Origin of the sequence: Nocardioides deserti, from assembly GCF_014266025.1 — a bacterium.
Classification (GTDB): domain Bacteria; phylum Actinomycetota; class Actinomycetes; order Propionibacteriales; family Nocardioidaceae; genus Nocardioides; species Nocardioides deserti.
On the sequence record NZ_JACMYC010000001.1, the window covers coordinates 308,817 to 331,726 of the forward strand.

The window sequence follows — 22,910 nt, forward strand, 5'->3', positions numbered from 1 at the left end:
GGCCGTGCGCTCCTCAGCGGACCGCGCCGACCACCAGCACGAGCGGCACCAGCAGGAGCACCACGGGCACCGGGTGCCGTCCGAGCGGGACCAGCACCCGCCCGATCGTCGAGCCCACCGGTCGCCAGGCTCGGGTGAGGACGGCTGTCGTGACGAGGGCGACCACGGCCAGGGTGACGACCCGACCGGGCGGCAGGGCGCCCTCCCAGTATCGGAGGTGACCGGACCCGTCGCCGACCACGCGGGCCAGCACCAGTGCGACGGCGTACGCCGCGACCACCGACGCGCCCAGCGCCCGGGCGAGGGGGCGCGAGGCCCAACGGACGAGCCGGTCGTGGTGGTGGCCGATCACGATGCCGTGGACGAGCACGACCTGGTGGAGCAGGGGAGGGTGCACCTCCTCCAGCTGCGAGGGCAGCCAGTCCGGCTCGAGGACGAGGCCGGCGACGTACGCCGCCCACGACAGCGGCAGCACCCACCACCACCCGTCCCTGCGGACGACGGCCAGCACGAGCGGCGCCAGCACGAGCAGCACGACGAAGAGGCCCAGACCGGTGAGCACCCACGGGCCGATCCGCAGCACGAAGAGCTCGCGCACGACCTCCCACGGCGGCGGGTAGTCGAAGAGCCGTCGCGCCTGCGGGAACAGGTCGAACCGGCCGTCGGTGGACCGCGTCACCGCCGAACCGTCCACGCCCGGCACCACGGCGACGGCGTACGTCGCGAGCGTGGCCAGCACGACGACCGCCCAGAGCGAGAACGCCCGCCGCCAGCTGCGACCGGTGGCGGACAGCTCGCCGACCCGCGCGACCAGCGCGCGGTGCCGGAGGCCGAGGAGCAGGCCGGCGACCAGCACGAAGCCCTCGATGCCGACCGTGGCCGCCACGACGGCGGTGACCGGCCCCTCCCGGTCCAGGGCGATCTCCAGGTGCAGGAGGACCGCGCCGACGAGCAGCACGCCGCGGACCAGGTCGAGACGCGGATCGCGGTCGTCGGCCGCCCCCGGCCGGGCGGGAGCGGGGCGGGCCCGGGCGACGAGGGCGAGCCCGAGGAGCAGGGCGAGGAGGACGCCGGCGACCGCGAGCCCGGTCGCGCTCGGCGTCGGATGCAGGACCGGTGCGGTGTCGGCGTCGCTCGGGACGGCTGTCGGGTCCTGGGACGACGGCTCCGGCCCGGGGGCCGTCGCGTCGGTGACCGGCGCGAGCGTGACCCCGGAGGCGTCCAGGTCGCGCCGGAGCGCGGCGGCCAGCTCCTCGGACCGCGTCGCACGCCAGTCGACGACGCGGTCGCCGGCCTCCGCCTCCGCCCGCCGCTGCTCGAGCCAGGACACGCCCCGCAGCAGGGGACGGTCGGCGGCGGCGGCGAGCACCTGTCGCCACCAGGATCGTTTGACGTCGAGCTCGGGGTCGCCCCGGTCGTCCGGGATCCACAGCGCGCCAGTCTCGACCAGCATCGGCTTCTCCCGGCCGGCGGCGAAGCGCTCGTAGAACGGGGTGCGCCCAGCAGTGCCGCCGTAGTTGAACCGCTCCTCGAGCTGGGCGACGAACGCGTCCGCCGCCGGCTCGACGTCGAGGCGGAAGCCGGGGCTGCCTTCGGAGTCACCGGTCTCGCCGCCCTGGGCCGGGTCGAGCTCGTTGTCCTGGCGTCCGCTGTCGACGCCGAAGTGGTAGAGGGTCAGGCCGACCCAGTCGACCGCGGCCGAGCCGGGCCAGTAGGGCCCGTAGGGGTCGTCGCGCGCGTCGAGCCGGCCGTTCCCGTCGGTGTCCAACCGATCGGTGTCGTCGGTCCGGTCCGGGTCCACGTCGCCGTACGCCGCGCCGTAGGGGTAGCCCGCTCCGTAGACCGGGGACCACACCATCGCGGCCTGCGGGGTGCGGCCGTGGACCACGTCGGCGACGAGGCGGAACGCATCGACGTAGGCACTCGGCTGCTGGCCCCAGGAGTACCAGCTGCCGTTCATCTCGGGGGCGAACCGGAGCAGGAAGAAGGCGTCGAGCTCGTCGTGCAGCGCGACGAGCTCGTCGGCGAGGGCGGTGGCGTCCGTCTCGGTGAGCTCTGCCAGCGGGGCGGCGGGTTCCAGGTCGACGACGGCCACCGCGCCGAGCGCGGCGGCCTGCTCGACGAAGGTGCGCAGGAAGGACCGGGAGCCGTCGTCGAGGGGGTAGCGCACCCGCTGCGCGAGCAGCGACGGGCTGCGGCCCAGGCGATCGGCGTAGTCGTCCGCGCTGTCGACGGTCCAGTCGAGCGCGGGTCCGAACCACGGCTCGCCCGCGGGCGGCAGAGGCGCCGGGTCGTCCGTCGTCGTCGCGGTCGCCGGGCCGGCCGTCGCCAGCGCCATCGCCAGCGTCCCGAGGAGAGCGGCGAGCCGCGCGCTCAGCCCGCCGAGCCGCGCCGGCACTCGAGCGTCCAGTGGTTGCGGCCCTCGACCCGTTCGTAGCGCAGGTCGTCGAGCGCCGCCGTCGCAAGTGCCAGGCCGCGTCCGGACTCGGCCAGCTCGTCCTCGGGCAGGGCGACGCCGCTCAGGTCGAGCGCGACCGGCAGCCCGTTGTCGGCGAGGCTGGCGACGACACGCTCGTCGTCGGCGACGAGCGTGATGTCGAAGCGACGCCCTGACTCGGCGTCGTGGGCGTAGGCGTGCTCGACCACGTTGCCGAGCACCTCGATCACGGCCAGCTCGAAGCGGCTCCGGTCCCGCTGCTCCCAGCTGTCGGCTCGGGCCCAGAGCTGCGCGAGCATGCTGTGCACCACCTCGAGGACCTCGGGGACGGCGGGGGCGGACAGCACGAGCCGCCCGTCAGTCATCGAACGCCGTGTCGACGTCGTCCCGGGCCCGCAGGACCCGGTCGAGGTTGGTGAGCTCGAAGACGGTCGTCACCGCTGGGACCGGGCGGGCGATCCGCAGGTCGCCGCCGGCCTGCCGCGCCGACTTCAGCCCGCCGATGAGCGCTCCGAGGCCGGAGGAGTCCAGGAACGTCGTCTCGGCCATGTCGACGACGATCCGGCTGGTCCCGGTGCCGACGAGATCGGCCAGGACCTCCTTGAGCTGCCGCGCCGCCACCATGTTCAGCCGACCGCGCGGGACGACGACGCCGATGCCGTCGTCGCGGGTGTGGACGTCGATCTCGATCATGCAGGCACTCCTGGGGTAGGACCGGCGCCGGGCCCGGCGTCGGCGGGGACGGCATCCGGCTCGAAGCCGCGGTAGCGGACCGCCCGGATGATGACGGAGAAGATCAGCAGGTCGAAGGCGACCCAGAGCAGGTTGAACCCGATGCCGAGGAGCTCGCCCTGCCCGACGGCGAGCCGGACCAGGCCGATGACGGCAGCGCCGACCAGGAGTCCCATCGCCCACAGCTGGGGCTTGACGAGGTGCCAGTCGTGGCCTGACTTCTCGCGCTTGGTCTTCGGCGTCACCGCGAAGTCCAGGCTGCGACCGAGGAACACGTTGCCGAAGGCCGAGGTGAAGGACTTGATCCAGATCGGGAACAAGGCCAAGGAGTACTGCTGGCCCCGCCACGTCGGCCGACCCGCGGCGACGATGAAGAACAGCAGCTGGTTGAGCACGAGGAACGGCACCAACCGGACGAAGAAGTCGGTGCTCAGTGCCTGGACGGGTAGTACTCCGATCGTCAGGTAGACCACCGGTGCGGCGATGTAGACCAGGGCGGCGAAGCCCGACAGGTAGCTCCACATCGTGGAGAAGTACATCAACCGCTGCGCCAGGGTGAGCCCCTTCTGGACGAGGGGGTTCTCCCGGAACATCACCTGGACGGTGCCCTGCGCCCAGCGCAGGCGCTGGACGAGCATGGTCTGCAGGTCCTCCGGCGCGAGGCCGTGGGCGAGCACCTCGTCGTGGTAGGCGGAGCGCCAGCCCAGGGTGTGCAACCGCATGCAGGTCGCCATGTCCTCGGTGACGGAGATCGTCGCGAGCGGCATGATCGGCTGCGCCTCGCCGCCGCGGCCGACGTCGACCGCGCGGACGAGCGCCTCCACGGTCTCGACGGCCCCCAGCGGCGACCACTCGCGCTGGGTCATCTGGTCCAGCGCGGAGAGGTCGATCGTCGCCAGCCCGCCGTCGGGACTGTCCGCGATGCCGTCCAGGCTCGCGATGATCTCCAGGTCGGCCTGCATCGTCTGCAGGTCCGCCGCGACGAGCGAACGGCGTACCTCCGCGACCTGCTGCTGGAAGCGGAAGGTGACGTCGAACAACGCCTCGCCGGCCGTCAGGGCGGCTCGCGCCTCGGCGATGCGGCCTTCGATCTCGTCGAGTGCCGCCCGCACCTCGACCTCGTCCCCAGGCAGCTGCCTCCGCGCCGAGCGGATGACCGAGCGGGCGGTGCGGAGCGCGCGGCGGACGCCCTCCTCCACCTCGCCGACGTAGCGGGAGACACCTAGCTGCATCAGCGCCTCGCGGCGGATGACGGCATTCGACCCGCAGAAGAACGCGGCGTTCCAGCCGTCCTTGCCCTGCTGGATGGGCCCGTAGAACAGCGGCGCCTGGCTGCCGAGGGGGTCCTCCTCAGGCACGTTGACGAACCACTGGGGCGTCTGCACGAGCGCCATCCGCTCGTCCTCGAAGTAGCCGAGGGTGCGGTCGAGGATCTCCGGCAGCGGGATCTGGTCGGCGTCGAGGATCAGCATGAACTCGCCGTCGGTCTGCAGCAGCGCGTTGTTGAGGTTGCCGGCCTTCGCGTGGCGCGGCATCCCCGCCCAGTCCGCCGACCGCGTCAGCCAGCCGATGCCCTCGGCCTCCGCCGCCGCACGCATCTCCGGCCGGTTGCCGTCGTCGAGGATCCAGGTGCGATGCGGGTAGCGGATCGCCTTCGCCGCCCGCGCGGTCGCCATCACCAGCTCGATCGGCTCGTTGTACGTCGCGATGAACACGTCCACCGTCCGGTCGGGCGGGGCCGGGGGCGGGTCTCCCCGCTCCTTGAGCCGCCACATGCCCAGGCCGAAGAGGAGTGAGTCGACCAGGCTGTAGGTCTCGGCGAGCACCAGCGGCACCGCGATCCACCAAGCCGACCAGTTCACCGAGAACATCCAGCGCCAGGTCAGGTAGTTGAGGCCGAGCAGGGCGGTGACCAGCACCACCGTGCGGATCAGGAGCAGGCGCCGGCTCACCGCCCGTGCTCCGACCGGAACACGGCCACCGCAGTGATGTCGTCCAGCGCGGTCTGCGACCGCGCCAGCCGGGCGATCGCCGTCAGCAGCGCCGGCACGTCGGGCGCCTCGGCGACCATCGCGCCCAGCGGCCCCCACCACCGGTCGGGATCATCGAGCAGGTCCAGGACGCCGTCGCTGAACACGAGCAGCCGGCCACCCGGCTCCACCTCGGCGAGGTGCTCGGTCCAATGGTCCTCGGGCAGGACCCCGAGGGGGCGGTCCCGGCCGCCGAGCCGCTCGACGGCGCCGTCGGCGTGGACGACGAGCGCCAGGCCCGAGCCGGCGTCGACGTACCGCAGCTCGCCGTCGTCGAGGTCGAGGGCGACCTCCATCAGGGTGGCGAAGGACTCCGCCGCCTCGAAGTCCGCGAGCAGCGAGCGGGCGACCTGGGTGACCACGATGCCGAGGTCGACCCCGGCGGCGACCGCGTCGTTCGTGCCGCGCAGGGCGGTCCGGACGCCCGCACCGAGCAGGGCCGCGCCGGTTCCCTTGCCCATCACGTCGCCGAGCGCGAGGTGCAGCGTCTGCCGGGTGACGACGTAGTCGTAGAAGTCGCCGCCGACCGCGAGTGCGGGCAGGCACACTCCCGCGACGTCCCAGCCGTCGACGCGGATGGGCGTCGCCGGGAGCAGGGAGGCCTGCACCCGCCCGGCCTGGGTCATCTCCGCGGAGGCGACGAGCTCGAGCTCCGCCCAAGCCGCGAGGTCCTGGAACGTGACGAGGTCGTCCCCGGCGAGGGTCCGGGGTTCGGTGTCGTAGACGCAGAAGGTCCCGACCACGTTGCCGGCATGGTCGCGGAGGGGATGCCCGGCGTAGAACCGGATGCCGCCCTCGGAGACCACCGGCAGCTCGCGGAAGCGCTCGTGCAGCGTCGCGTCCTCCACGACGAGGGTCCCGCCCTCGTCGTGCGTGCGGTCGCAGAACGTCTGGTCGCGGGGGAGCTCGTCCAGCTCGATCCCGGCGGTGCTCGGGAACCACGCCCGCTCACCGTCCAGGACGGTCACGGTCGAGATCGGCACGCGCAGGGCCGTCCGCGCCAGCCGGGTGACCCGGTCCAGCCGGTCGTGCTGCCGGCCCTCGTCGAGGGCGAGGCTCTCGACGGCGCGTTGACGCCGCTCCTCCGCGGAGGTCCCCATGGTGCTTCACCCTTCCGCGCCCGTCGTGCCAGAGCCCCCATGCCGTGCGCGCCGGGCCGATACCCCGCGCCGGTCGGATACCAAACGTCTCCGGCCGCGGGCTAGGGTCGCACGTGTGGAGCAGGTGGTCGGACAACGTGCCCTGGTGGTCGACGACGACACCGACATCCGTGAGCTGGTCCAGGTCCTGCTCGAGGGGATGGGGCTGCAGGTGTCGGCGGCTGCCTCCGGAGCCGCGGCGCTCGACATGGCGCAGCGGGAGTCGCCGGACCTGATCACCCTCGACCTCACGCTGCCCGACATGGACGGCAGGGACGTCTGCCGGGAGATCCGTGCCTTCTCCGACGCCTACATCATCATGATCACCGGTCGGGACTCCGAGATCGACCGGCTGGTCGGGCTCGAGGTCGGCGCGGACGACTACTTGGCCAAGCCGTTCTCCCCGAAGGAGCTGCGAGCGCGGTCCGCGGCGCTGCTGCGTCGTCCGCGCGCCTCCACGACGGGGACCACGCCGGCCGAGGGCGCGCGCTCGGCCCCGGCCCCCGACCTGGACGCCGGTGGCGGCCTGGTGCTGGTACCGGTCGACCACGTCGCCCTGCTCGACGGTCAGCCCTTGCCCCTGACACCCGCAGAGCTCGCGCTCCTCACCGCGTTCGCCGCGCAGCCGGGCCGCACCTGGGACCGCGGCGACCTCGTCCGCGAGGTGTGGCAGGGCGAGTTCATCGAGTCCGACTTCCTCGTCGACGTCCACGTGGCGAACCTGCGGCGCAAGCTCCGCAAGGCCGGCGGCCGCCACCGTGAGTGGATCCGCACCGTCGGCGGTGTCGGCTACACGTTCGCCTCCGCCGACTGAGCCGCGCTCGGCTGGTCGCCGGCTCAGGCCTCGTTCCTCGTGGCGGCCTGGGCCTCCTGGGCGGCCTGGGTCTCCTTGACGGCCTGCCGGCTGACGACGAGGCCGACGAGGCGGGAGATGACGAGGGCCACGTAGAGCACGCCGGCGACCATCTCGACCACGACCAGCGAGCGGGCGTTGGCCTGGATCGGGACGACGTCGGAGAGCCCCACGCTGGTGAGCACCGAGAACGACAGGTAGAGCAGCTCGAACCAGGAGCGCTGGTCCCCGCCCCCGGCGCTCGTGAAGGCGTCAGGGACGAGCACCTGCGTGGCGGAGTACAGGTAGGCGAAGCCCCAGGCGACGACCGTGAACGCCGCACCGGTCGCATAGAGCTCGTCGGTGGTGACCCGGTCGTCGTGGAAGAGGTACCGGATCAACGCATAGGAGACGTAGAAGTAGAACGGCGCGTGCAGCAGCGCGGAGACCAGGACGACCCAGTCGGTGTCGGGCGAGGCCGCCTCGAGCACGGTGAACACGACGGCCGGGGCCCCCAGGAGGCCGGCGGACCAGTTGAGCGCAGGCGTGCGGCGCACCGCCCAGACCGCGATGGTCACCACCGCGATCTGCACCACGCCGATCACGGCACGACCGGCCGCGGAGTCCTGCAGGAACGGGTAGGCGAGCACCGCCACCAGCTGGACCCCGAGCAGGACGGCGGACGGGTGTCGCCCGAGGACCCCGCGGACCTGCTGCTGGCCGGCCGCGGTCACGGTCGACTCCCTCGGCCGCCCCGGTTGCGCAGGGCCTTGGCCTGGCGTCGCTCGAGCCGCTCGACCTCCGCGGTGATCAGCTCCTGGCGGGAGACGAGGGTCCGGACCAGGTGGAAGCCGGTCGCGGCCATGACGATGAGCGGCCAGGGGAAGTACGGCTCGAAGCCGCCGTCGCCGAACGACGTGGCCACCCACACGGCCCAGCAGATGAGGGTCGGGCCGATGAAGGCGAGCACCGCCGAGCGCCGGTCGGACTCCCACTCGCGCGCGGCCATCCGCCGCAGGTCGTCGGGGCTGGCGAGGGCGAGGGCCGCCGACCTCCCCCGCGCGGGCGCGGGGGTCGTGGGCACGAGGTCGTCGAGGAGCGGTCGCAGGTCGCCGAAGGTCCGGGCCGAGGCGAGCCCGGCGGCCCTCTCGTCGTGCTCCTCGCGGGTCAGCCGTCCGTCGGCGTACGCCTCGCCCAGCACGCGCAGCACGACGTCGCGGTCCGCGTCGCCGGCGCGCAGGCCGGCGTTCGCCTTGACGCGAGGGTCGTGGGTGAAGGACGCCCAGGTGGCGGCGGGATCGTGGCTGGGCACGTCGGCATCCTAGGCCGCCCGGTCAGTGGACGTCCGTTGCCCGAAACGAGAACACGTTCTACGGTGGCCCAGCCGTCATCGATCTGGGGAGGTGGGGGAATGGCGTTCTCTGCTGTGTCCGTCATCCGCGGACCCGGTGAGCTGACCGCGATGGTCGTCGACGTGACCAAGCGGGTCTTCACGACACCGTTCCAGCTGCGCGAGTTCATCGAGCAGGCCTGGTTCATCACCAGCGTGACATTGATGCCGACGATCTTGGTCTCCGTGCCGTTCGGCGCGGTCATCTCGCTCCAGGTCGGCAACCTCACCGGCCAGCTCGGTGCCCAGTCCTTCGCCGGCGCCTCGGCCGTCCTGGCGGTGGTCCGCGAGGCGGCGCCGATCGCGGCGGCCCTCATCATCGCGGGCGCCGCGGGCTCGGCGATCTGCTCGGACCTCGGCGCGCGCAAGATCCGCGAGGAGATCGACGCGATGGAGGTGCTGGGCGTCGACCCGATCGCCCGGCTCGTGGTGCCCCGCGTGATGGCCACCGTCTTCGTCGCGGTGATGATCATCGGCCTGGTGATCTCCGCCGGCATCGGCGGGGGCTACTTCTTCACCGTCATCATCCAGGACGGCTCGGCCGGCGCCTTCCTGTCGTCGTTCACAGCGCTCGCGAGCCTGCCCGACCTCTACATCGCGATCGTCAAGGCGGCCGTCTTCGGCTACCTCGCGGCCATCGTCGGCGCCTACAAGGGCCTCAACGCCGGCGGCGGCCCCAGCGGCGTCGGCCACGCGGTCAACGAGTCGGTGATCGTCGCCTTCATGCTGCTGTTCTTCCTCAACGCGATCATCACCGCGATCTACTTCCAAGTCGTCCCTCAGCACGGGCTCTGACGTGGCAGCGATCACCGACGTCGGCAGCGCCATCCTCCGGGAGCGGCGCGCGCGCCTGGAGGAGTACGGCGACCAGCTGCTGTTCTACGTCAAGGCGCTGGCCTGGACGCCGCGGGCGATCCGCCGCTACCCGCGCGAGATCCTCAACACCCTCGCCGAGGTGTCCTTCGGCGTCGGCGGCCTGTCGGTCATCGCCGGCACGGTCGGCGTCATCGCCTTCCTGGCGTTCTTCGCCGGCACCGAGGTCGGCATCCAGGGCTACGCCTCGCTCAGCCAGCTCGGTGTCTCGAAGTTCACCGCGTTCATCTCCGCCTACTTCAACACCCGCGAGGTGGCGCCGCTGATCTCGGCGATCGCGCTCGCCGCGACCGTCGGCTGCGGCTACACCGCCCGCCTGGGCGCGATGCGGATCAGCGAGGAGATCGACGCGCTCGAGGTGATGGGCATCCCGTCGCTGCCGTTCCTCGTGACGACCCGGATGATCGCGGCGTTCATCGCGGTCATCCCGTTGTACGTCGTGGCGCTGAGCGCGTCGTACCTCTCGCCGCGGTTGATCACGACGATGGTCTACGGGCAGTCGGCCGGCACCTACGACCACTACTTCCTGCAGTTCCTGCCGCCGATCGACATGCTGTGGTCGTTCTTCAAGCTGATCTTCCTGGCCGTGGCGATCATCCTGATCCACTGCTACTACGGCTACACCGCCTCGGGCGGACCGGCCGGCGTGGGCACGGCCGTCGGCCGGGCGATCCGCACGAGCATCGTGACCACGGTCGTCGCCGACTTCTTCCTCAGCTTCGCGATCTGGGGCTCCACCACGACCGTCCGGATCACGGGGTAGCGGCGTGCTGGTCAACATCCACCACGACACCCCGGGCGAGCACCGGCGGCTGCTGGTCGCCGGCGTGGCGTTCCTGACGGTGATCGGGCTGCTGCTGTGGCTGTCGGTGGCGATCTACAACAAGGAGTTCGAGCGCGCCACGCGGATGACGCTCCAGGCCGACCGCGCCGGCCTGCAGCTCGCGGTCAACGGCGACGTCCGCTACCACGGCGTGCTCGTGGGGCGGATCGACTCGATCGGCCAGGACGGCGAGCAGGCGGTCATCGACGTCGCGCTCCAGCCCGACGCCGCGCGCGACATCCCGCGCAACGTGCGGGTGGAGATCCTCCCGACGACGCTGTTCGGTCAGAAGTTCGTCTCCCTGGTCGAGCCCGCCGATCCGTCGGCGGAGCCGGTCGCCGACGGCGACGTGGTGCCGGCCGACCGGGTCGAGACCAACGTCGAGCTGAGCCGGATCCTCGCGAACCTCTTCCCGCTGCTGCGCTCGGTCAAGCCGGCCGAGCTCAACAGCACGCTCTACGCGCTGGCCTCCGCGTTGGCCGGCCGCGGCGAGGACGTCGGCGCGCTGCTGGAGCGGCTCGACGGCTACACCGGGAGGCTGGCCGACCGGCTGCCGACCCTCGAGCAGGACCTCGAGCTGATCGCCGACGTCTCCGGCACCTACGAGCGCGCCGCTCCGGACGTGCTCCGGCTGCTGCGCAACGCGACGGTCTCGGCGCGCACGGTCGCCGACCAGGAGGCGCAGCTCTCCTCCTTCATCGGCGACGTCACCGGCATGGCCGAGACCACCACCCGCGTGCTGGCCGAGAACGAGGACGGCATCATCCGGCTCGGTGAGCTGTCCCGGCCGCTGCTGCGGCTGCTCGACACCTACGCGCCGCAGTACCCCTGCCTGCTCGAGGGTCTCGACATCTATACCGCGAAGCTCGCCGAGATCTTCGAGAACGACCGGGTCAATCAGGTGCTCGAGCTGGGCTCGGTGCAGAAGCCTGCGTACGACGTCAACGACCGCCCGGAGTACGCCGAGGTCGGCCACGGACCGTGGTGCGCGGGCCTGCCGCGGCCGAGCGGCCCGAACAGCACGCCGCTCGCGGACGGCAGCGACCAGGACGAGATCGCCGGCTCGACGCTGCCGTTCCGGACCGTCGACCCTGCGTCGTACCGCAACCCGACCAAGGGGTACGCCGGCACCGTCCCCGAGCAGCGCCTGGTCAACGTCCTGCTGGCCTCCGAGGCGGGGCTGTCCTACCGCGACCTCGGATCGCTCTCGGCGCTCCTCTACGGCCCGCAGGTGCGCGGGACGGTGGTGCAGCGGTGAGCACGCGCAACACCAGGACGATCGTCGCGGCGGTCAAGCTCGCGATCTTCACCGTGATCTCGATCCTCGTCACCGGGCTGCTGGCGGTGATCATGGGCAACGTCGGCTTCGGCGACAAGCGCACGGTCAACGCCGAGTTCACCAGCGCGAGCATGCTCCAGGAGGGCGACGACGTCCGGATCGCCGGCATCCCGGTCGGCGAGGTCAAGGAGATCGAGCTGCACGAGCGCAGCCGCGCGATGGTCACCTTCACCGTGGCCGCCGACGTGCCGCTCACGACGAACAGCCGCGCGGAGATCCGCTACCTCAACGTCGTCGGCGACCGCTACCTCGCGCTCGAGGAAGGGCCGAAGGGCGGCAAGCGGCTCGGCGACGACGCCACCATGCCGGTCAGCCGGACCGAGCCGGCGCTGGACCTGACCGCGCTCTACAACGGCTTCCAGCCGCTCTTCTCCGCGCTCGACCCGAAGGCGGTCAACGAGCTCTCCCAGAACATCATCGACGTGCTCCAGGGGGAGTCCGGCACCGTGCAGGGCCTGCTCGCCCGGACCGCGTCGCTCACCAACACCCTCGCGAACCGCGACGAGCTGATCGGCGACGTCATCACGAACCTCGACGAGCTGCTCGGGACCGTCGACCGCCGCCGCACCCAGCTCTCCGAGCTGGTGCTGGGGCTCGAGGAGTGGATGGGCAACCTGGCCGAGGACCGCGACGTCATCGGCACCTCCGTGCAGAACCTCTCCGAGCTGACCGACACCGTCGCCGACCTGCTCACCCGCGCCCGGCCGCTGCTGGCCGAGGACGTGCGCGAGCTGCGCACCCTCGTGCGCACGCTGTCGAAGCAGGAGAACCTCGAGGTGCTGACCAAGCTGCTCGACCGGCTGCCCGAGGCGATGACCGACCAGACCCGGATCGGGACCTACGGCTCTTGGTACAACTACTACCTCTGCGACTTCGAGGGCAGCATCAAGCTGCCGAAGATCCTCGGCATCGACCTCGGTTGGCTCGAGGACGCGCTCAACGACCTGTCCTTCCACAGCACCGCTCCGAGGTGCCAGTGATGGGGAGCCGGTAGTGGGCGCGCGCGGACGCAGCGACCGCCAGGTCCTGCGCTTCGGCGTGGTGGCCCTGGTGGTGCTGCTCGTGGTGATGGCGGCGGCGTTCAACCTGCAGAAGTTCCCCGGTTTCCGGGGCGTCGGCTACCACGCCGAGCTGAGCGACGCGAGCGGCCTGCGGCCGGGACACATGGTGCAGATCGCCGGCAAGCGGGTCGGCCGGGTCAACGGCATGTCGGTCGAGGACGGCGTGGTCGTCGTCGACTTCGAGCTCGACGCCGGCACCGAGCTCGGGCCGGAGAGCCGCGCGTCGGTGGAGGTGCTCAACCTGCTGGGGGAGAAGTACCTCGAGGTCGTGCCGAGCGACGAGGGCCAGCTCGAGGAGGGCGGCACCATCCCCGTCGAGCGCACCCAGTCGGCGTACGACATCGTCAACGTGCTCGGCGACCTGACCAGCACCACCGAGGCCATCGACGACGAGCAGCTCGGCGAGGCGCTCGACGTCATCTCCGAGACCCTCGACGGCGCGGCACCGGAGATCCAGGACAGCTTCACCGGCCTGTCCCGGCTCTCGCGCACGATCGCCAGCCGCGACGAGGACCTCGCCGGCCTGCTCGACCGGGCGGAGTCGGTCACCGGCCTGCTGGCCGACCGGCGCGGCGACCTCGTGCAGCTGATGGCCAGCAGCAGCCAGGTCTTCGACGAGCTCGACCGGCGTGAGGAAGCCATCCACCGGCTCCTCGTCGGCGCCCGCCAGCTCGCCGTGCAGCTGCGCGGCCTGGCCGAGGACAACGAGGACGAGATCGGCCCCGCGCTGCGCGACCTGCGCACGGTCACCACGATGCTGCGCGACCGCCGCGACCAGCTGAGCAAGACCGCGAAGGCCGTCGGGCCGTACGCAGACATCCTCGGCCACATCGTCGGCACCGGCCCGTGGTTCGACGCCTACCTGGTCAACCTGCTCGGCCTCGCCGGCGAGTTCGTCCCCGGACGGAGGAACTGAGCGATGCCCCGGATCACGATGAAGGCCGCCGGCGGCCTGGTCGCCGCGCTGCTGCTCCTCGGCACGGTGCTGGTGCTCGTCGACGGCGACAGCGGCCGCAAGACGGTCACGGCGCACTTCGCCCGGGCCGTCAGCGTCTTCGTCGGTACCGAGGTGCGGATCCTCGGCGTGCCGGTCGGCGAGGTGACCGCGGTGGTGCCGGAGGGGGAGTCCGTGCGCGTCGAGATGGAGTACGACGACGCCTACGACGTGCCGAAGGACGCGCGGGCGGTCATCGTCACCCCGACGCTGGTGGCCGACCGGTTCATCCAGCTCACCCCCGTGCACACGAGCGGGCCGGTGATGGCCGACGGCGCCGACATCCCGCTCGCGGAGACCGCGAGCCCGGTCGAGCTGGACCGGATCTACGAGAGCCTCTCGACCCTGGCGAACGCGCTGGGCCCCAACGGCGCCAACAGGAACGGGTCGCTCGACACGCTGCTGGCCTCCGGTGCCGAGGCGCTCGGCGGGCAGGGCCGCACGGCCAACCAGCTGGTCCGCGACCTCTCGGCCGCGGCGACGACGTTCGGCGACAACAGCGGCGACCTGTTCGGCACCGTGAAGCAGCTCGACGCCTTCACCCGGACGCTGGCGCGCAACGACGACCTGGTCGACGAGTTCATGGGCGACCTCGGCCGCGCCACCGAGCAGCTGTCGGGGGAGCGGGAGGAGCTCGGCGCCGCGCTCGAGGCGCTCGCGGGCGCCGTCGGCACCGTCGAGGCGTTCGTCAAGGACAACCGCAAGGCCCTCGTCGGCGAGGTCGAGGACCTCACCGACGTCCTCGACGTGCTGGTCGCGGAGAAGGAGTCCCTCACGCAGGCCATCGAGAAGGGACCGCTCGGCCTCGGCAACCTCGCCCTCGGCTTCGACACCAAGACCGGGTCGCAGAACGCACGGATCCAGGTCGGCCCCAACGTCGAGGACCTCGACGGCTTCCTTTGCGCGGTCGTCAACAACGCCGGTGTCCCGGCCGCCAAGACGGTCTGCAAGCTCCTCGAGTCGCTGCTGGAGCCGCTCGGCCTCGCCCTGCCCACCGGTCCCGCCCGCTCGGCGGCACCCGATACCCGGGTCCCGGGCGAGGCCGTCCCGGCCATGGACCTGCGCGAGCTGCTCGGAGGTGGTCCCCGATGAGCACCACGACGAGGACGTCCAGAAGCCCGCTGGCAGGGCTGGTGTCGCTGGCGCTGGCCGTCCCGCTGCTGGCGGCCTGCGACTTCGACGGCGCCTACGACCTGCCGCTGCCCGGAAGCCCGGTCAGCGGCGAGGAGACGTTCACGGTGACCGCTGAGTTCGACGACGTGCTCAACGTCGTGCCCCGCTCGCCGGTCATGGTGAGCGACGTCGTGGTCGGCGAGGTGGACGAGGTCGAGCGTGACGGGTGGAACGCCGTCGTACGCCTCAAGATCCGGCAGGACATCGAGCTGCCCGACAACGCGATCGCCGAGATCCGCCAGACGAGCCTGCTCGGCGAGAAGTACGTCGCGCTCGAGGAGCCCGCGGGCCGGGCGCGCGGCCGGCTCGAGGACGGCGACCGGCTCGGGCTCGCGGACACGGGCCGCAACCCGGAGGTGGAGGAGGTGCTCGGCGCGCTGTCGTTCCTGCTCAGCGGCGGTGGCGTCGGCCAGATCAAGCAGATCAGCGACGAGGTCAACGACATGCTTTCCGGGCGCACCGACGACGTGAGGTCGCTGTTCAACCAGCTCGAGCAGCTCGTCGGCGGGCTGGACGAGCAGATGGACGACATCGTCTCGGCGATGGAGTCGCTCGACACGCTCGCCCGCACGCTCAACCGCGAGTCGCGCACGATCACCGACGCCATCGAGGCGACCGGACCGGCGCTGGAGGTCCTCAACCAGCAGCACGACCAGCTGGTCGCGATGCTCGGGCAGCTCGACGAGCTCGGCGAGGTCGGCACCCGGGTCATCAACGGCACCAAGGAGAACCTCCTGGCCGACCTCGACCACCTCCGGCCGATCCTGCGGCGCCTCAACGAGACCGGCGACTCGCTGCCCCGCGGGCTGTCGCTGCTGATCAGCTTCCCGTTCCCGGAGCAGGCCAGCGAGATCGTCAAGGGTGACTACGCCAACGCGAAGTTCGCCCTGGACGTCTCCTTGGAGGGGATCACCCAGCTCATCGAGCAGCCCGGCGACGGGCCGACGATCCCGCTGCCCGACATCCCCGGGTTGCCCGACCTGCCCGACATCCCGCTCCCGGACATCCCCGGCCTGCCCACGCTGCCCGGCCTCGGCCGGGCCGGCGAAGCGGGCTACACCCGGGACATGTCGGTCGGCACCGGCGGCGGCCTGCTCGCCGAGGGGCTGGGCCGATGACACGCGGCGTCAAGGTCCGGCTGGTGCTCTTCGTGGCGCTGGCCGCGGTCGGCATCGTCTACGTGACCGGCACCTACCTGGGGCTGGTCGACCGGCTGCTCGGCCGCGGCCTGACCATCTCGGCGACGCTCCCGGACTCCGGCGGCCTGTTCGTCGGCAGCGAGGTGACCTACCGCGGCGTGAAGGTCGGCAAGGTCTCGGCGATGGACGTGACCCGTGAGGGCCTCGAGGCGGAGCTCGCGCTCGAGGACGGCACCCAGGTCCCGCTCGACGCGAAGGTGGAGGTGCACAACCTCTCCGCGGTCGGGGAGCAGTACCTCGACATCGTCCCCGAGGACGGCGACGGGCCGTACGCCGAGGACGGCGCCGTGCTGGCGGGCGACACCGACAGCCTGCCGGTGGGGGAGGACGAGCTGCTGATCGACCTCGACCAGCTCGTCTCCTCCGTCGACCAGGGCAACCTCTCGACCGTCATCGAGGAGCTCGGCCTGGCCTTCGAGGACACCGCCGGCCCGCTGGAGCGGATGGTCGACAGCGGCTCGCGCTTCGTCGAGGCAGCGCTGGCCAACGAGGAGTCGACGTTCCGGCTGCTCGACAACGGCCGCACCGTCCTACGCACCCAGCAGGAGCACCGCGGCGACATCCGCGCGTTCGCCCGGTCGCTGGCCGACCTCACCGGCACCCTGCGCGGCAAGGACCCCGAGCTGCGCACGGTCCTCGAGGGCGGCGCGAGCGCGGTGCGCGAGGTGGAGAAGCTGATGGCGGGGCTGGAGCCGACCATGCCGGTCTTCATCGGCAACCTGGTGACGCTGAACCAGATCGTCACGACCCGGCTGCCGGCCGTCGAGCAGCTGCTCGTGACGTTCCCGAAGATCGTCGCGAACGGCTTCACCGGCACGCCCGGCGACGGCTACGGCCACATCAACCTCCAGCTGGCCCAGAACCCCGGCCCGTGCCGCGAGGGCTTCATGCCGAGCGAGGACTGGCGGCCGTCCTCCGACCTCACCGACGCCCCGATCTACCCGGCCACCTGCCTGTCCGGGCCGCCGTACAACCAGCGCGGCCCGAAGTACGCGCCGCGCTTCGGCGGCAGCACCAACCGGGCTGCGCCGGGCGCTACCCTCGCCGACGAACCGGCCGTGCGGGTCGGGACGAAGGGTGGGTTGCGCGACGTGTTCGGCGAGGACTCGTGGCGCTGGATGCTCATCGGTCCGCAGGAGGGGATGTGAGTCGACTGCTGCCCGCCACGACGTGGGGCCGGGTGACGGCCGTGCTCGCGGTGCTCGCCGTGGCGCTGGCCGGCGCGATCGCCGTCACCGCACTGCGGTCCGACGAGGGCCGCGACGCGCTCCAGCAGGCCGTCGGCGTCGCCGGCGACGGGGGCGACGAGGAGCTGACCGCGGCGCACCGCGAGGTGTCCGAGGCGGCGCGTGAGCTGACGCTGGCCTTCCTCGAGGTCGACCACCGCGACATGGAGCCGCTCACCGACAAGGTCCTGTCCTACGCGACCGGGGAGTTCGAGGAGCAGTACGCCGCCAACGTCGAGCAGCTCATCGACGCCGCCGAGCGCAACGAGTCGGTCAGCACCGGCTCGGTCGTCGCCCTCGGCGTCGGCGACCTCGACGCCGACTCGGCGCTGGTGTACGTCGCCGCCGACAGCGAGGTCGCCAACGTCACCACCGACGGCACCACCCAGTCCCGCTACTACCGCCTCCAGCTCGACATGGTCCGCGAGGACGGCGAGTGGCTGGCCTCGAACGTGCAGTTCGTGGGCTGAGGTGACCCGACGATGACCGACGAGACCAGCGCCGACACCAAGGCCTGCCCGTTCTGCGCGGAGACCATCAAGGCCGCCGCCATCCGCTGTCGCTACTGCGGCTCCGACCTCGAGCCCGAACCCCAGCCCGAACCGCCCCCACCGCTGGTCGAGCAGCGAGCGCCAGCGAGCGTCGACGAGACCCCGCGAGACGACAGCCGACCTCAGTCCCGCCGCTGGGCCGCGATCGCTCTCGCCGTGCTCGTCCTCGCCCTCGGCATCGTCTTCGTCCGCATGCTCACGGTCGACGATGGGACCGACGGCCCACCCGACGGCACGACTCCCCTCGCGGACGGCGTGGTCTTCGAGTCCGAGGGCGCGAAGTCGGCCGGCCTGAGCGCGGCGACGGAGGCGGCGGAGAAGGTGCTGTCGTACTCCGCGGGGACCCTGGACGCGGACATGGAGGCGGCCTTGCCGCTGCTCGCCCCGCGGATGCAGACGGAGTACCGCGAGACGCTCGAGGCGATCCGCGAGGACACCGAGCGCAACCGCGCGAAGGTCGAGGCGACCGTCGTGGCGGCGTCGGCCATCTCGGCGAGCGAGCACGACGTGAAGGCGCTGCTCTTCGTCAACCAGGCGACGACCGGCAAGGGCAGCAAGCAGCCGCGCGCCGACCTCAACCGCGTGGTGGTGACCCTCAGTCGCGGTGAGGGGGACTGGGTCGTGACGGACCTCGACGCCCTCTGATAGAACTGTCCCCGACCGAACCTAGAACACGTTCTAGTAGACCACCTGGGGCGGGAGGAGCAGGATCGCCGCCGTGACCGCGACTGCCAGCCCCACCAGCCCGTCCCACCGCGTCGAGACCGACCTGCTCGTCGTCGGCGCCGGACCGACCGGCCTGTTCGCCACCTACTACGCCGGCTTCCGCGGGCACCGCGTCGCGGTCGTGGACTCGCTGCCAGAGCTGGGCGGCCAGGTCACCGCGATGTACCCCGAGAAGCTCATCCTCGACGTCGCCGGGTTCCCCGCCGTCAAGGGCCGCGACCTGGTCGCGGGACTGGTCGAGCAGGCGGCGACCGCGGACCCGACGTACCTCCTGGGCCGCACCGCGACCACGCTCGAGCACGGCGACGACGGCGTGGTCGTCACGCTCGACGACGGCACCGAGGTCGCAGCCGCAGCGGTCCTCGTCACCGCCGGGATCGGCAAGTTCAGCCCCCGGCCGCTGCCGGCGGGCGAGGGCTGGCTGGGTCGGGGGATGGAGTTCTTCGTCCCGAGCTTCGCGCCGTACGCCGGCAAGGACGTCGTCATCGTCGGCGGCGGCGACAGCGCCTTCGACTGGGCGCTCCACCTCGAGCCGGTGGCCCGCTCGGTGCGGCTGGTGCACCGCCGCGACGCGTTCCGCGCCCACGAGCGCACCGTCCAGCAGGTCCGCGACTCCTCCGTCGAGATCGTCACCCGCGCCGAGGTGACCGCCCTGAGCGGCGCCGAGCACCTCGAAGAGGTCGAGGTGACCGTCGACGGCGAGGCCACGACGTACCCCTGCCAGGCGCTCGTCGCCGCGCTCGGCTTCATCGCCGACCTCGGGCCGCTGCAGCAGTGGGGGATCGACGTGCACAAGCGGCACGTCGTCGTCGACCCGGCGATGCGCACCAACCTGCCGCGCGTCTTCGCGGCTGGCGACATCACGGAGTACTCCGGCAAGGTCCGGCTGATCGCCGTCGGCTTCGGCGAGGCCGCGACCGCCGTCAACAACGCGACCGTGGCGATCGACCCGACCGCCCACGTCTTCCCCGGCCATTCCAGTGAAGGGAGCTAGTCCATGAGCAGGATCAAGGTCGACTTCGACCTCTGTGAGTCGAACGCGCTGTGCGAGGCGATGGCGCCGGAGGTCTTCGAGCTAGACGACGACGACTACCTGCAGGTCAAGGCCGAGGAGACCACGCCCGAGAACGAGGGCGACGTCAAGCGAGCCGTCGCGGCCTGCCCGCGCGCAGCCATTTCCCTGGAGGACTGATCCACCGATGAGCACCACCACCGACGACCTCTCCCTCGACGGCCGCGTCGCCGTCGTGACCGGCGCCGGCGCCGGCCTCGGGCGCGCCGAGGCGCTCGCCCTAACCGCCGCCGGCGCGAAGGTCGTCCTCAACGACCTGCCCGGCGCTGCCGACGAGGCGGTCGAGGAGATCCGCTCCCGCGGCGGCGAGGCCACCGTGGTCGAGGGCGACGTCTCCGAGCGGTCCACCGCCGACGCGATGGTCGCGGCCGCGGTCGACGGGTTCGGCTCGCTCGACATCGTCGTCAACAACGCCGGGATGACCCGCGACCGGATGCTGTTCAACATGTCCGACGAGGAGTGGGACGCGGTCATCCGGGTCCACCTGCGCGGCCACTTCCTGCTCTCCCGCAACGCCGCGGCGTACTGGCGTGGGAAGTCGAAGGAGACCGATGCCCCCGTCTACGCCCGGGTGGTCAACACCGCGAGCGAGGCGTTCCTCGGCGGGTCGCCGGGGCAGCCGAACTACGCCGCCGCGAAGGCCGGCATCACCGCGCTGACCCTGTCGACCGCCCGCGGCCTCGGGCGGATCGGCGTGCGCGCGAACGCGATCTGCCCGCGTGCCCGCACCGCGATGACCGCGCAGGTCTTCGGCGAGGACACCTCGGGCCAGCAGATCGACCCGTACTCGCCCGACCACGTCGCGCCGCTCGTGGCGTACCTCGCCTCGCCCGCCGCGGACGCCATCACCGGCCAGGTCTTCGTCGTGTACGGCGGGATGGTCGCGCTCGTGGCCGCGCCGGTCGTCAAGCAGCGCTTCGACGCCTCGGGCTCGGTGTGGGACCTCGAGGACCTCGCCAAGCAGGTCGGCGGCTTCTTCGAGGGCCGCGACCCGTCGGTCGGCTTCGCCGCCGACTCGATCATGCAGCTGACGGTCTGAGAGGGGAACGGTCGTGGGACGACTCGCAGGGAAGGTCGCCGTCGTCACGGGCGGCGCCATGGGCCAGGGTGCGGCGATCAGCCGGGCCTTCGTCGCCGAGGGCGCGTCGGTGGTCGTCGCCGACATCGCCAAGGACGCCGGGCAGGAGCTCGCCGACGAGCTGGCGGGGGAGTCGGGCGGGCGGGCGCACTTCGCCCACCACGACGTCAGCGACGCCGCGTCGTGGGCGTCGCTCGTGGATGACACGAACACCCGCTTCGGCCCGGTCTCGGTGCTGGCCAACAACGCCGGCCTGCTCCGCTTCGGCGAGATCGGCACCATGCCGCAGGACGAGGTGGAGCTGCTGTTCCGCGTCAACCAGCTCGGCTGCTTCCTCGGCATGCAGGCCGTCACCGCGACCATGCGCGCCAACGGCGGCGGCTCGATCATCAACGCCTCCTCGGTCGAGGGCCTGGCCGGCATGGCCGGCTGCACGGCGTACGCCGCCACCAAGTGGGCGATCCGCGGCATGACCAAGTGCGCGGCGATGGAGCTCGGACCGCAGGGGATCCGGGTCAACTCGGTGCATCCCGGGATGATCGACACCCCGATGACGCGCGTGCACGGCGGCGACGCCGCGATGGAGTACGGCGCCTCGAAGGTGCCGCTGCGCCGGGTCGGCCAGCCGGGGGACATCGCGCCGCTCTACGTCTACCTCGCCTCCGACGAGTCGGCGTACGTCAACGGCGCCGAGATCGCCATCGACGGCGGCGTGACCTCCACGCACGCCTTCGGCGGCTGACCACTACGTTCTCGCCATGGCCAACCAGCGGTCCCAGGTCGTCATGTCCGACGACGAGGTGGACACCTTCCTCACCCAGCAGCGCAGCTCCACGGTCGCCACGGTCGGCCCGAACGGGCAGGTGCACCTCGTGGCGATGTGGTACGCCTGGCTCGACGGCCACATCTGGCTCGAGACCAAGGCCAAGTCGCAGAAGGTCGTCAACCTCCGCCGCGACCCGCGGATGAGCTTCCTCGTCGAGGCCGGCCACACCTACGACCAGCTCCGCGGCGTCTCCCTCGAGGGCAACGGGGTCGTGATCGAGGACGAGCAGACCGTCTGGGACGTCTGCGTCAACGTGTTCGAGCGCTACAACGCGCCGTACACCGAGGAGCTCAAGCCCTTCGTCGAGCTGATGGCCAAGAACCGCGTCGTCGTCCGCCTCGACGTCGACCGCGTCCGCAGCTGGGACCACCGCAAGCTCGGCATGGACCCCCTCGACCTCGGCGGCTCCACCGCCGAGTTCCTCGACTGACGTCAGTTCCATCGGGGGGCCGTCACCTTCGTCGGGGCACCGTGAGGTTCATCGGGCAGCCGATGGACCTCACGGCCCGCCGATGAAACTTCGTCGGGGGACCGTGAGTTTCGTCGGGCAGCCGATGAACCTCGAAGCCCGCTCGGCCGACCGATCAGCGGCTGAACGCGCCAGCCGCGGTACGGCGCCGGCTCAGTCGCGGAGGATGAGGTGGACGGCGCGCTCGATCTGGGCGCCGGTCTCGGCGGCGGTCATCCGGCCGGTGACCCAGCCGACGAGGGCGGCGAGCCAGACGTCGCCGATGATCCGGGTGATCGCGACGTCCTCGTCGGTGGGCTCGGACTGGCCGGGGTGCATGGCGCGGGTGAGCATCGTGCTCAGCAGCATGCCGACCTGGTGGATCTCGGCCTGGACCGAGGCGTCGGCGAACATGAACGCGCGGGTGAGCGCCTCGGTGAGGTGGGGGCTGCTCTGCAGGCCGCGGGTGGTCCCCTTGAGGACGTTGATGACCCGCTCCGAGGCGGTGTCGCCGGGGATCTCGACGTCGCGGCGGGTGGCCTCGGCGCGCTCGAACTCGCGGCCGAGCGCGCTGACGAGCAGGTGGATCTTGGAGGGGAAGTAGCGGTAGAGCGTGCCGAGGGCGACGTCGGCCTGGTCGGCGACGGCGCGCATCTGGACGGCGTCGAAGCCGCCCTTGGAGGCGAGGTCGATCGTGGCGTCGAGGATGCGCTTGCGGCGGTCGCGCTGGGCCGCGGACCCGAGGTCCTCCACGTTGAGGGAGTTGGTCGCGCTCATCGAAGGTGCCCCTGGGTGCTCGTCGCGGTCATGGCGGCCCAGTGTCCCGCGTCATGTGATCCGATGCGGAACCGGGATTGATCCGGACCCGACCGCCGGTATGTGGCACTAGGCTAGCCCCACGTGGTCCATGATAGGAACACGTTCCAGTTCGTCCGGCCCGGCGTGTCAAGCATCCGGAGTG

General features: G+C 71.8%; 24 protein-coding genes. 16 read left to right on the forward strand and 8 right to left on the reverse strand.

All coding sequences use genetic code 11. The features are described from left to right. Positions 1-13 precede the first annotated feature (13 nt). The 5 genes from opgC to H7344_RS01500 are packed head-to-tail and all read right to left on the reverse strand — an operon-like array spanning position 14 to position 6,299. Complete coding sequence (gene opgC, locus H7344_RS21010) at positions 14-2,398, reverse strand: OpgC domain-containing protein (RefSeq protein ID WP_186344238.1); 2,385 nt, start codon at positions 2,396-2,398, stop codon at positions 14-16. Beyond that, the gene (locus tag H7344_RS01485; protein WP_186344239.1) at positions 2,374-2,802 is read right to left on the reverse strand and encodes an ATP-binding protein; all 429 of its coding nucleotides are present in this window, start codon (positions 2,800-2,802) and stop codon (positions 2,374-2,376) included. Before H7344_RS01485 ends, opgC begins: the two co-directional genes overlap by 25 nt. Beyond that, positions 2,795-3,130, reverse strand: coding sequence for an STAS domain-containing protein (locus H7344_RS01490; RefSeq protein WP_186344240.1), 336 nt, complete (start codon positions 3,128-3,130; stop codon positions 2,795-2,797). Before H7344_RS01490 ends, H7344_RS01485 begins: the two co-directional genes overlap by 8 nt. Beyond that, positions 3,127-5,121 carry a glycosyltransferase family 2 protein gene (locus H7344_RS01495; protein WP_229706807.1) on the reverse strand — a complete coding sequence of 665 codons (1,995 nt, stop codon included), beginning with the start codon at positions 5,119-5,121 and terminating at the stop codon, positions 3,127-3,129. Before H7344_RS01495 ends, H7344_RS01490 begins: the two co-directional genes overlap by 4 nt. Then, positions 5,118-6,299 carry a PP2C family protein-serine/threonine phosphatase gene (locus H7344_RS01500; protein WP_186344241.1) on the reverse strand — a complete coding sequence of 394 codons (1,182 nt, stop codon included), beginning with the start codon at positions 6,297-6,299 and terminating at the stop codon, positions 5,118-5,120. Before H7344_RS01500 ends, H7344_RS01495 begins: the two co-directional genes overlap by 4 nt. A 115-nt stretch (positions 6,300-6,414) precedes the next feature. Here H7344_RS01500 and H7344_RS01505 point away from each other — a divergent pair, with 115 nt between their 5' ends. After that, complete coding sequence (locus H7344_RS01505; RefSeq protein ID WP_222130078.1) at positions 6,415-7,152, forward strand: response regulator transcription factor; 738 nt, start codon at positions 6,415-6,417, stop codon at positions 7,150-7,152. Positions 7,153-7,175: 23 nt separating this feature from the next. Here the strand turns inward: H7344_RS01505 and H7344_RS01510 are convergent, their stop codons facing one another. Together H7344_RS01510 and H7344_RS01515 are read right to left on the reverse strand one after the other, a co-directional pair. Continuing rightward, the gene (locus H7344_RS01510; RefSeq protein WP_186344243.1) at positions 7,176-7,904 is read right to left on the reverse strand and encodes an ion channel; all 729 of its coding nucleotides are present in this window, start codon (positions 7,902-7,904) and stop codon (positions 7,176-7,178) included. Next, entirely contained in the window at positions 7,901-8,482 is a 582-nt protein-coding gene (locus H7344_RS01515) for a DUF1707 SHOCT-like domain-containing protein (RefSeq protein WP_186344244.1), read from the reverse strand. Before H7344_RS01515 ends, H7344_RS01510 begins: the two co-directional genes overlap by 4 nt. A 99-nt stretch (positions 8,483-8,581) precedes the next feature. Between H7344_RS01515 and H7344_RS01520 the strand changes: the two genes are divergently transcribed. From H7344_RS01520 to H7344_RS01590, 15 genes are all read left to right on the forward strand, one after another. Then, entirely contained in the window at positions 8,582-9,355 is a 774-nt protein-coding gene (locus H7344_RS01520; protein ID WP_186344245.1) for an MlaE family ABC transporter permease, read from the forward strand. Between the two features lie 10 nt (positions 9,356-9,365). Then, positions 9,366-10,196: an MlaE family ABC transporter permease gene (locus tag H7344_RS01525; protein WP_373286510.1), complete on the forward strand. Its 831-nt coding sequence runs from the start codon at positions 9,366-9,368 to the stop codon at positions 10,194-10,196. 4 nt (positions 10,197-10,200) lie between these two features. Beyond that, positions 10,201-11,514: an MCE family protein gene (locus H7344_RS01530; protein ID WP_186344247.1), complete on the forward strand. Its 1,314-nt coding sequence runs from the start codon at positions 10,201-10,203 to the stop codon at positions 11,512-11,514. Beyond that, the gene (locus tag H7344_RS01535) at positions 11,511-12,575 is read left to right on the forward strand and encodes an MCE family protein (protein WP_186344248.1); all 1,065 of its coding nucleotides are present in this window, start codon (positions 11,511-11,513) and stop codon (positions 12,573-12,575) included. Before H7344_RS01530 ends, H7344_RS01535 begins: the two co-directional genes overlap by 4 nt. A 13-nt stretch (positions 12,576-12,588) precedes the next feature. Then, a complete protein-coding gene (locus tag H7344_RS01540) occupies positions 12,589-13,572 on the forward strand; it encodes an MCE family protein (protein WP_229706806.1) in 984 nt (327 codons plus the stop codon). Positions 13,573-13,575: 3 nt separating this feature from the next. Next, complete coding sequence (locus H7344_RS01545) at positions 13,576-14,742, forward strand: MCE family protein (RefSeq protein ID WP_186344249.1); 1,167 nt, start codon at positions 13,576-13,578, stop codon at positions 14,740-14,742. Beyond that, positions 14,739-15,941: an MCE family protein gene (locus H7344_RS01550; protein WP_186344250.1), complete on the forward strand. Its 1,203-nt coding sequence runs from the start codon at positions 14,739-14,741 to the stop codon at positions 15,939-15,941. The genes H7344_RS01545 and H7344_RS01550 overlap by 4 nt, the downstream gene beginning before the upstream one ends. Continuing rightward, positions 15,938-17,170: an MlaD family protein gene (locus H7344_RS01555; RefSeq protein ID WP_186344251.1), complete on the forward strand. Its 1,233-nt coding sequence runs from the start codon at positions 15,938-15,940 to the stop codon at positions 17,168-17,170. The genes H7344_RS01550 and H7344_RS01555 overlap by 4 nt, the downstream gene beginning before the upstream one ends. Further along, on the forward strand, positions 17,167-17,718 hold the full coding sequence (locus tag H7344_RS01560) for a hypothetical protein (protein WP_186344252.1): 552 nt from the start codon (positions 17,167-17,169) through the stop codon (positions 17,716-17,718). Before H7344_RS01555 ends, H7344_RS01560 begins: the two co-directional genes overlap by 4 nt. A gap of 12 nt (positions 17,719-17,730) precedes the next feature. After that, the gene (locus tag H7344_RS01565; RefSeq protein ID WP_186344253.1) at positions 17,731-18,444 is read left to right on the forward strand and encodes a hypothetical protein; all 714 of its coding nucleotides are present in this window, start codon (positions 17,731-17,733) and stop codon (positions 18,442-18,444) included. A gap of 73 nt (positions 18,445-18,517) precedes the next feature. Then, entirely contained in the window at positions 18,518-19,519 is a 1,002-nt protein-coding gene (locus H7344_RS01570; RefSeq protein WP_186344254.1) for an NAD(P)/FAD-dependent oxidoreductase, read from the forward strand. Between the two features lie 3 nt (positions 19,520-19,522). Further along, a complete protein-coding gene (locus H7344_RS01575) occupies positions 19,523-19,717 on the forward strand; it encodes a ferredoxin (RefSeq protein WP_166188077.1) in 195 nt (64 codons plus the stop codon). A gap of 7 nt (positions 19,718-19,724) precedes the next feature. Further along, a complete protein-coding gene (locus H7344_RS01580) occupies positions 19,725-20,636 on the forward strand; it encodes a 3-oxoacyl-ACP reductase (protein WP_186344255.1) in 912 nt (303 codons plus the stop codon). Between the two features lie 13 nt (positions 20,637-20,649). Further along, a complete protein-coding gene (locus H7344_RS01585) occupies positions 20,650-21,417 on the forward strand; it encodes an SDR family NAD(P)-dependent oxidoreductase (RefSeq protein ID WP_186344256.1) in 768 nt (255 codons plus the stop codon). A 16-nt stretch (positions 21,418-21,433) separates the two neighbouring features. Then, entirely contained in the window at positions 21,434-21,931 is a 498-nt protein-coding gene (locus H7344_RS01590; protein ID WP_186344257.1) for a TIGR03618 family F420-dependent PPOX class oxidoreductase, read from the forward strand. Between the two features lie 192 nt (positions 21,932-22,123). Here H7344_RS01590 and H7344_RS01595 read toward each other — a convergent pair whose 3' ends face one another. Beyond that, positions 22,124-22,726: a TetR family transcriptional regulator gene (locus H7344_RS01595; RefSeq protein ID WP_186344258.1), complete on the reverse strand. Its 603-nt coding sequence runs from the start codon at positions 22,724-22,726 to the stop codon at positions 22,124-22,126. Positions 22,727-22,910 lie beyond the last annotated feature (184 nt).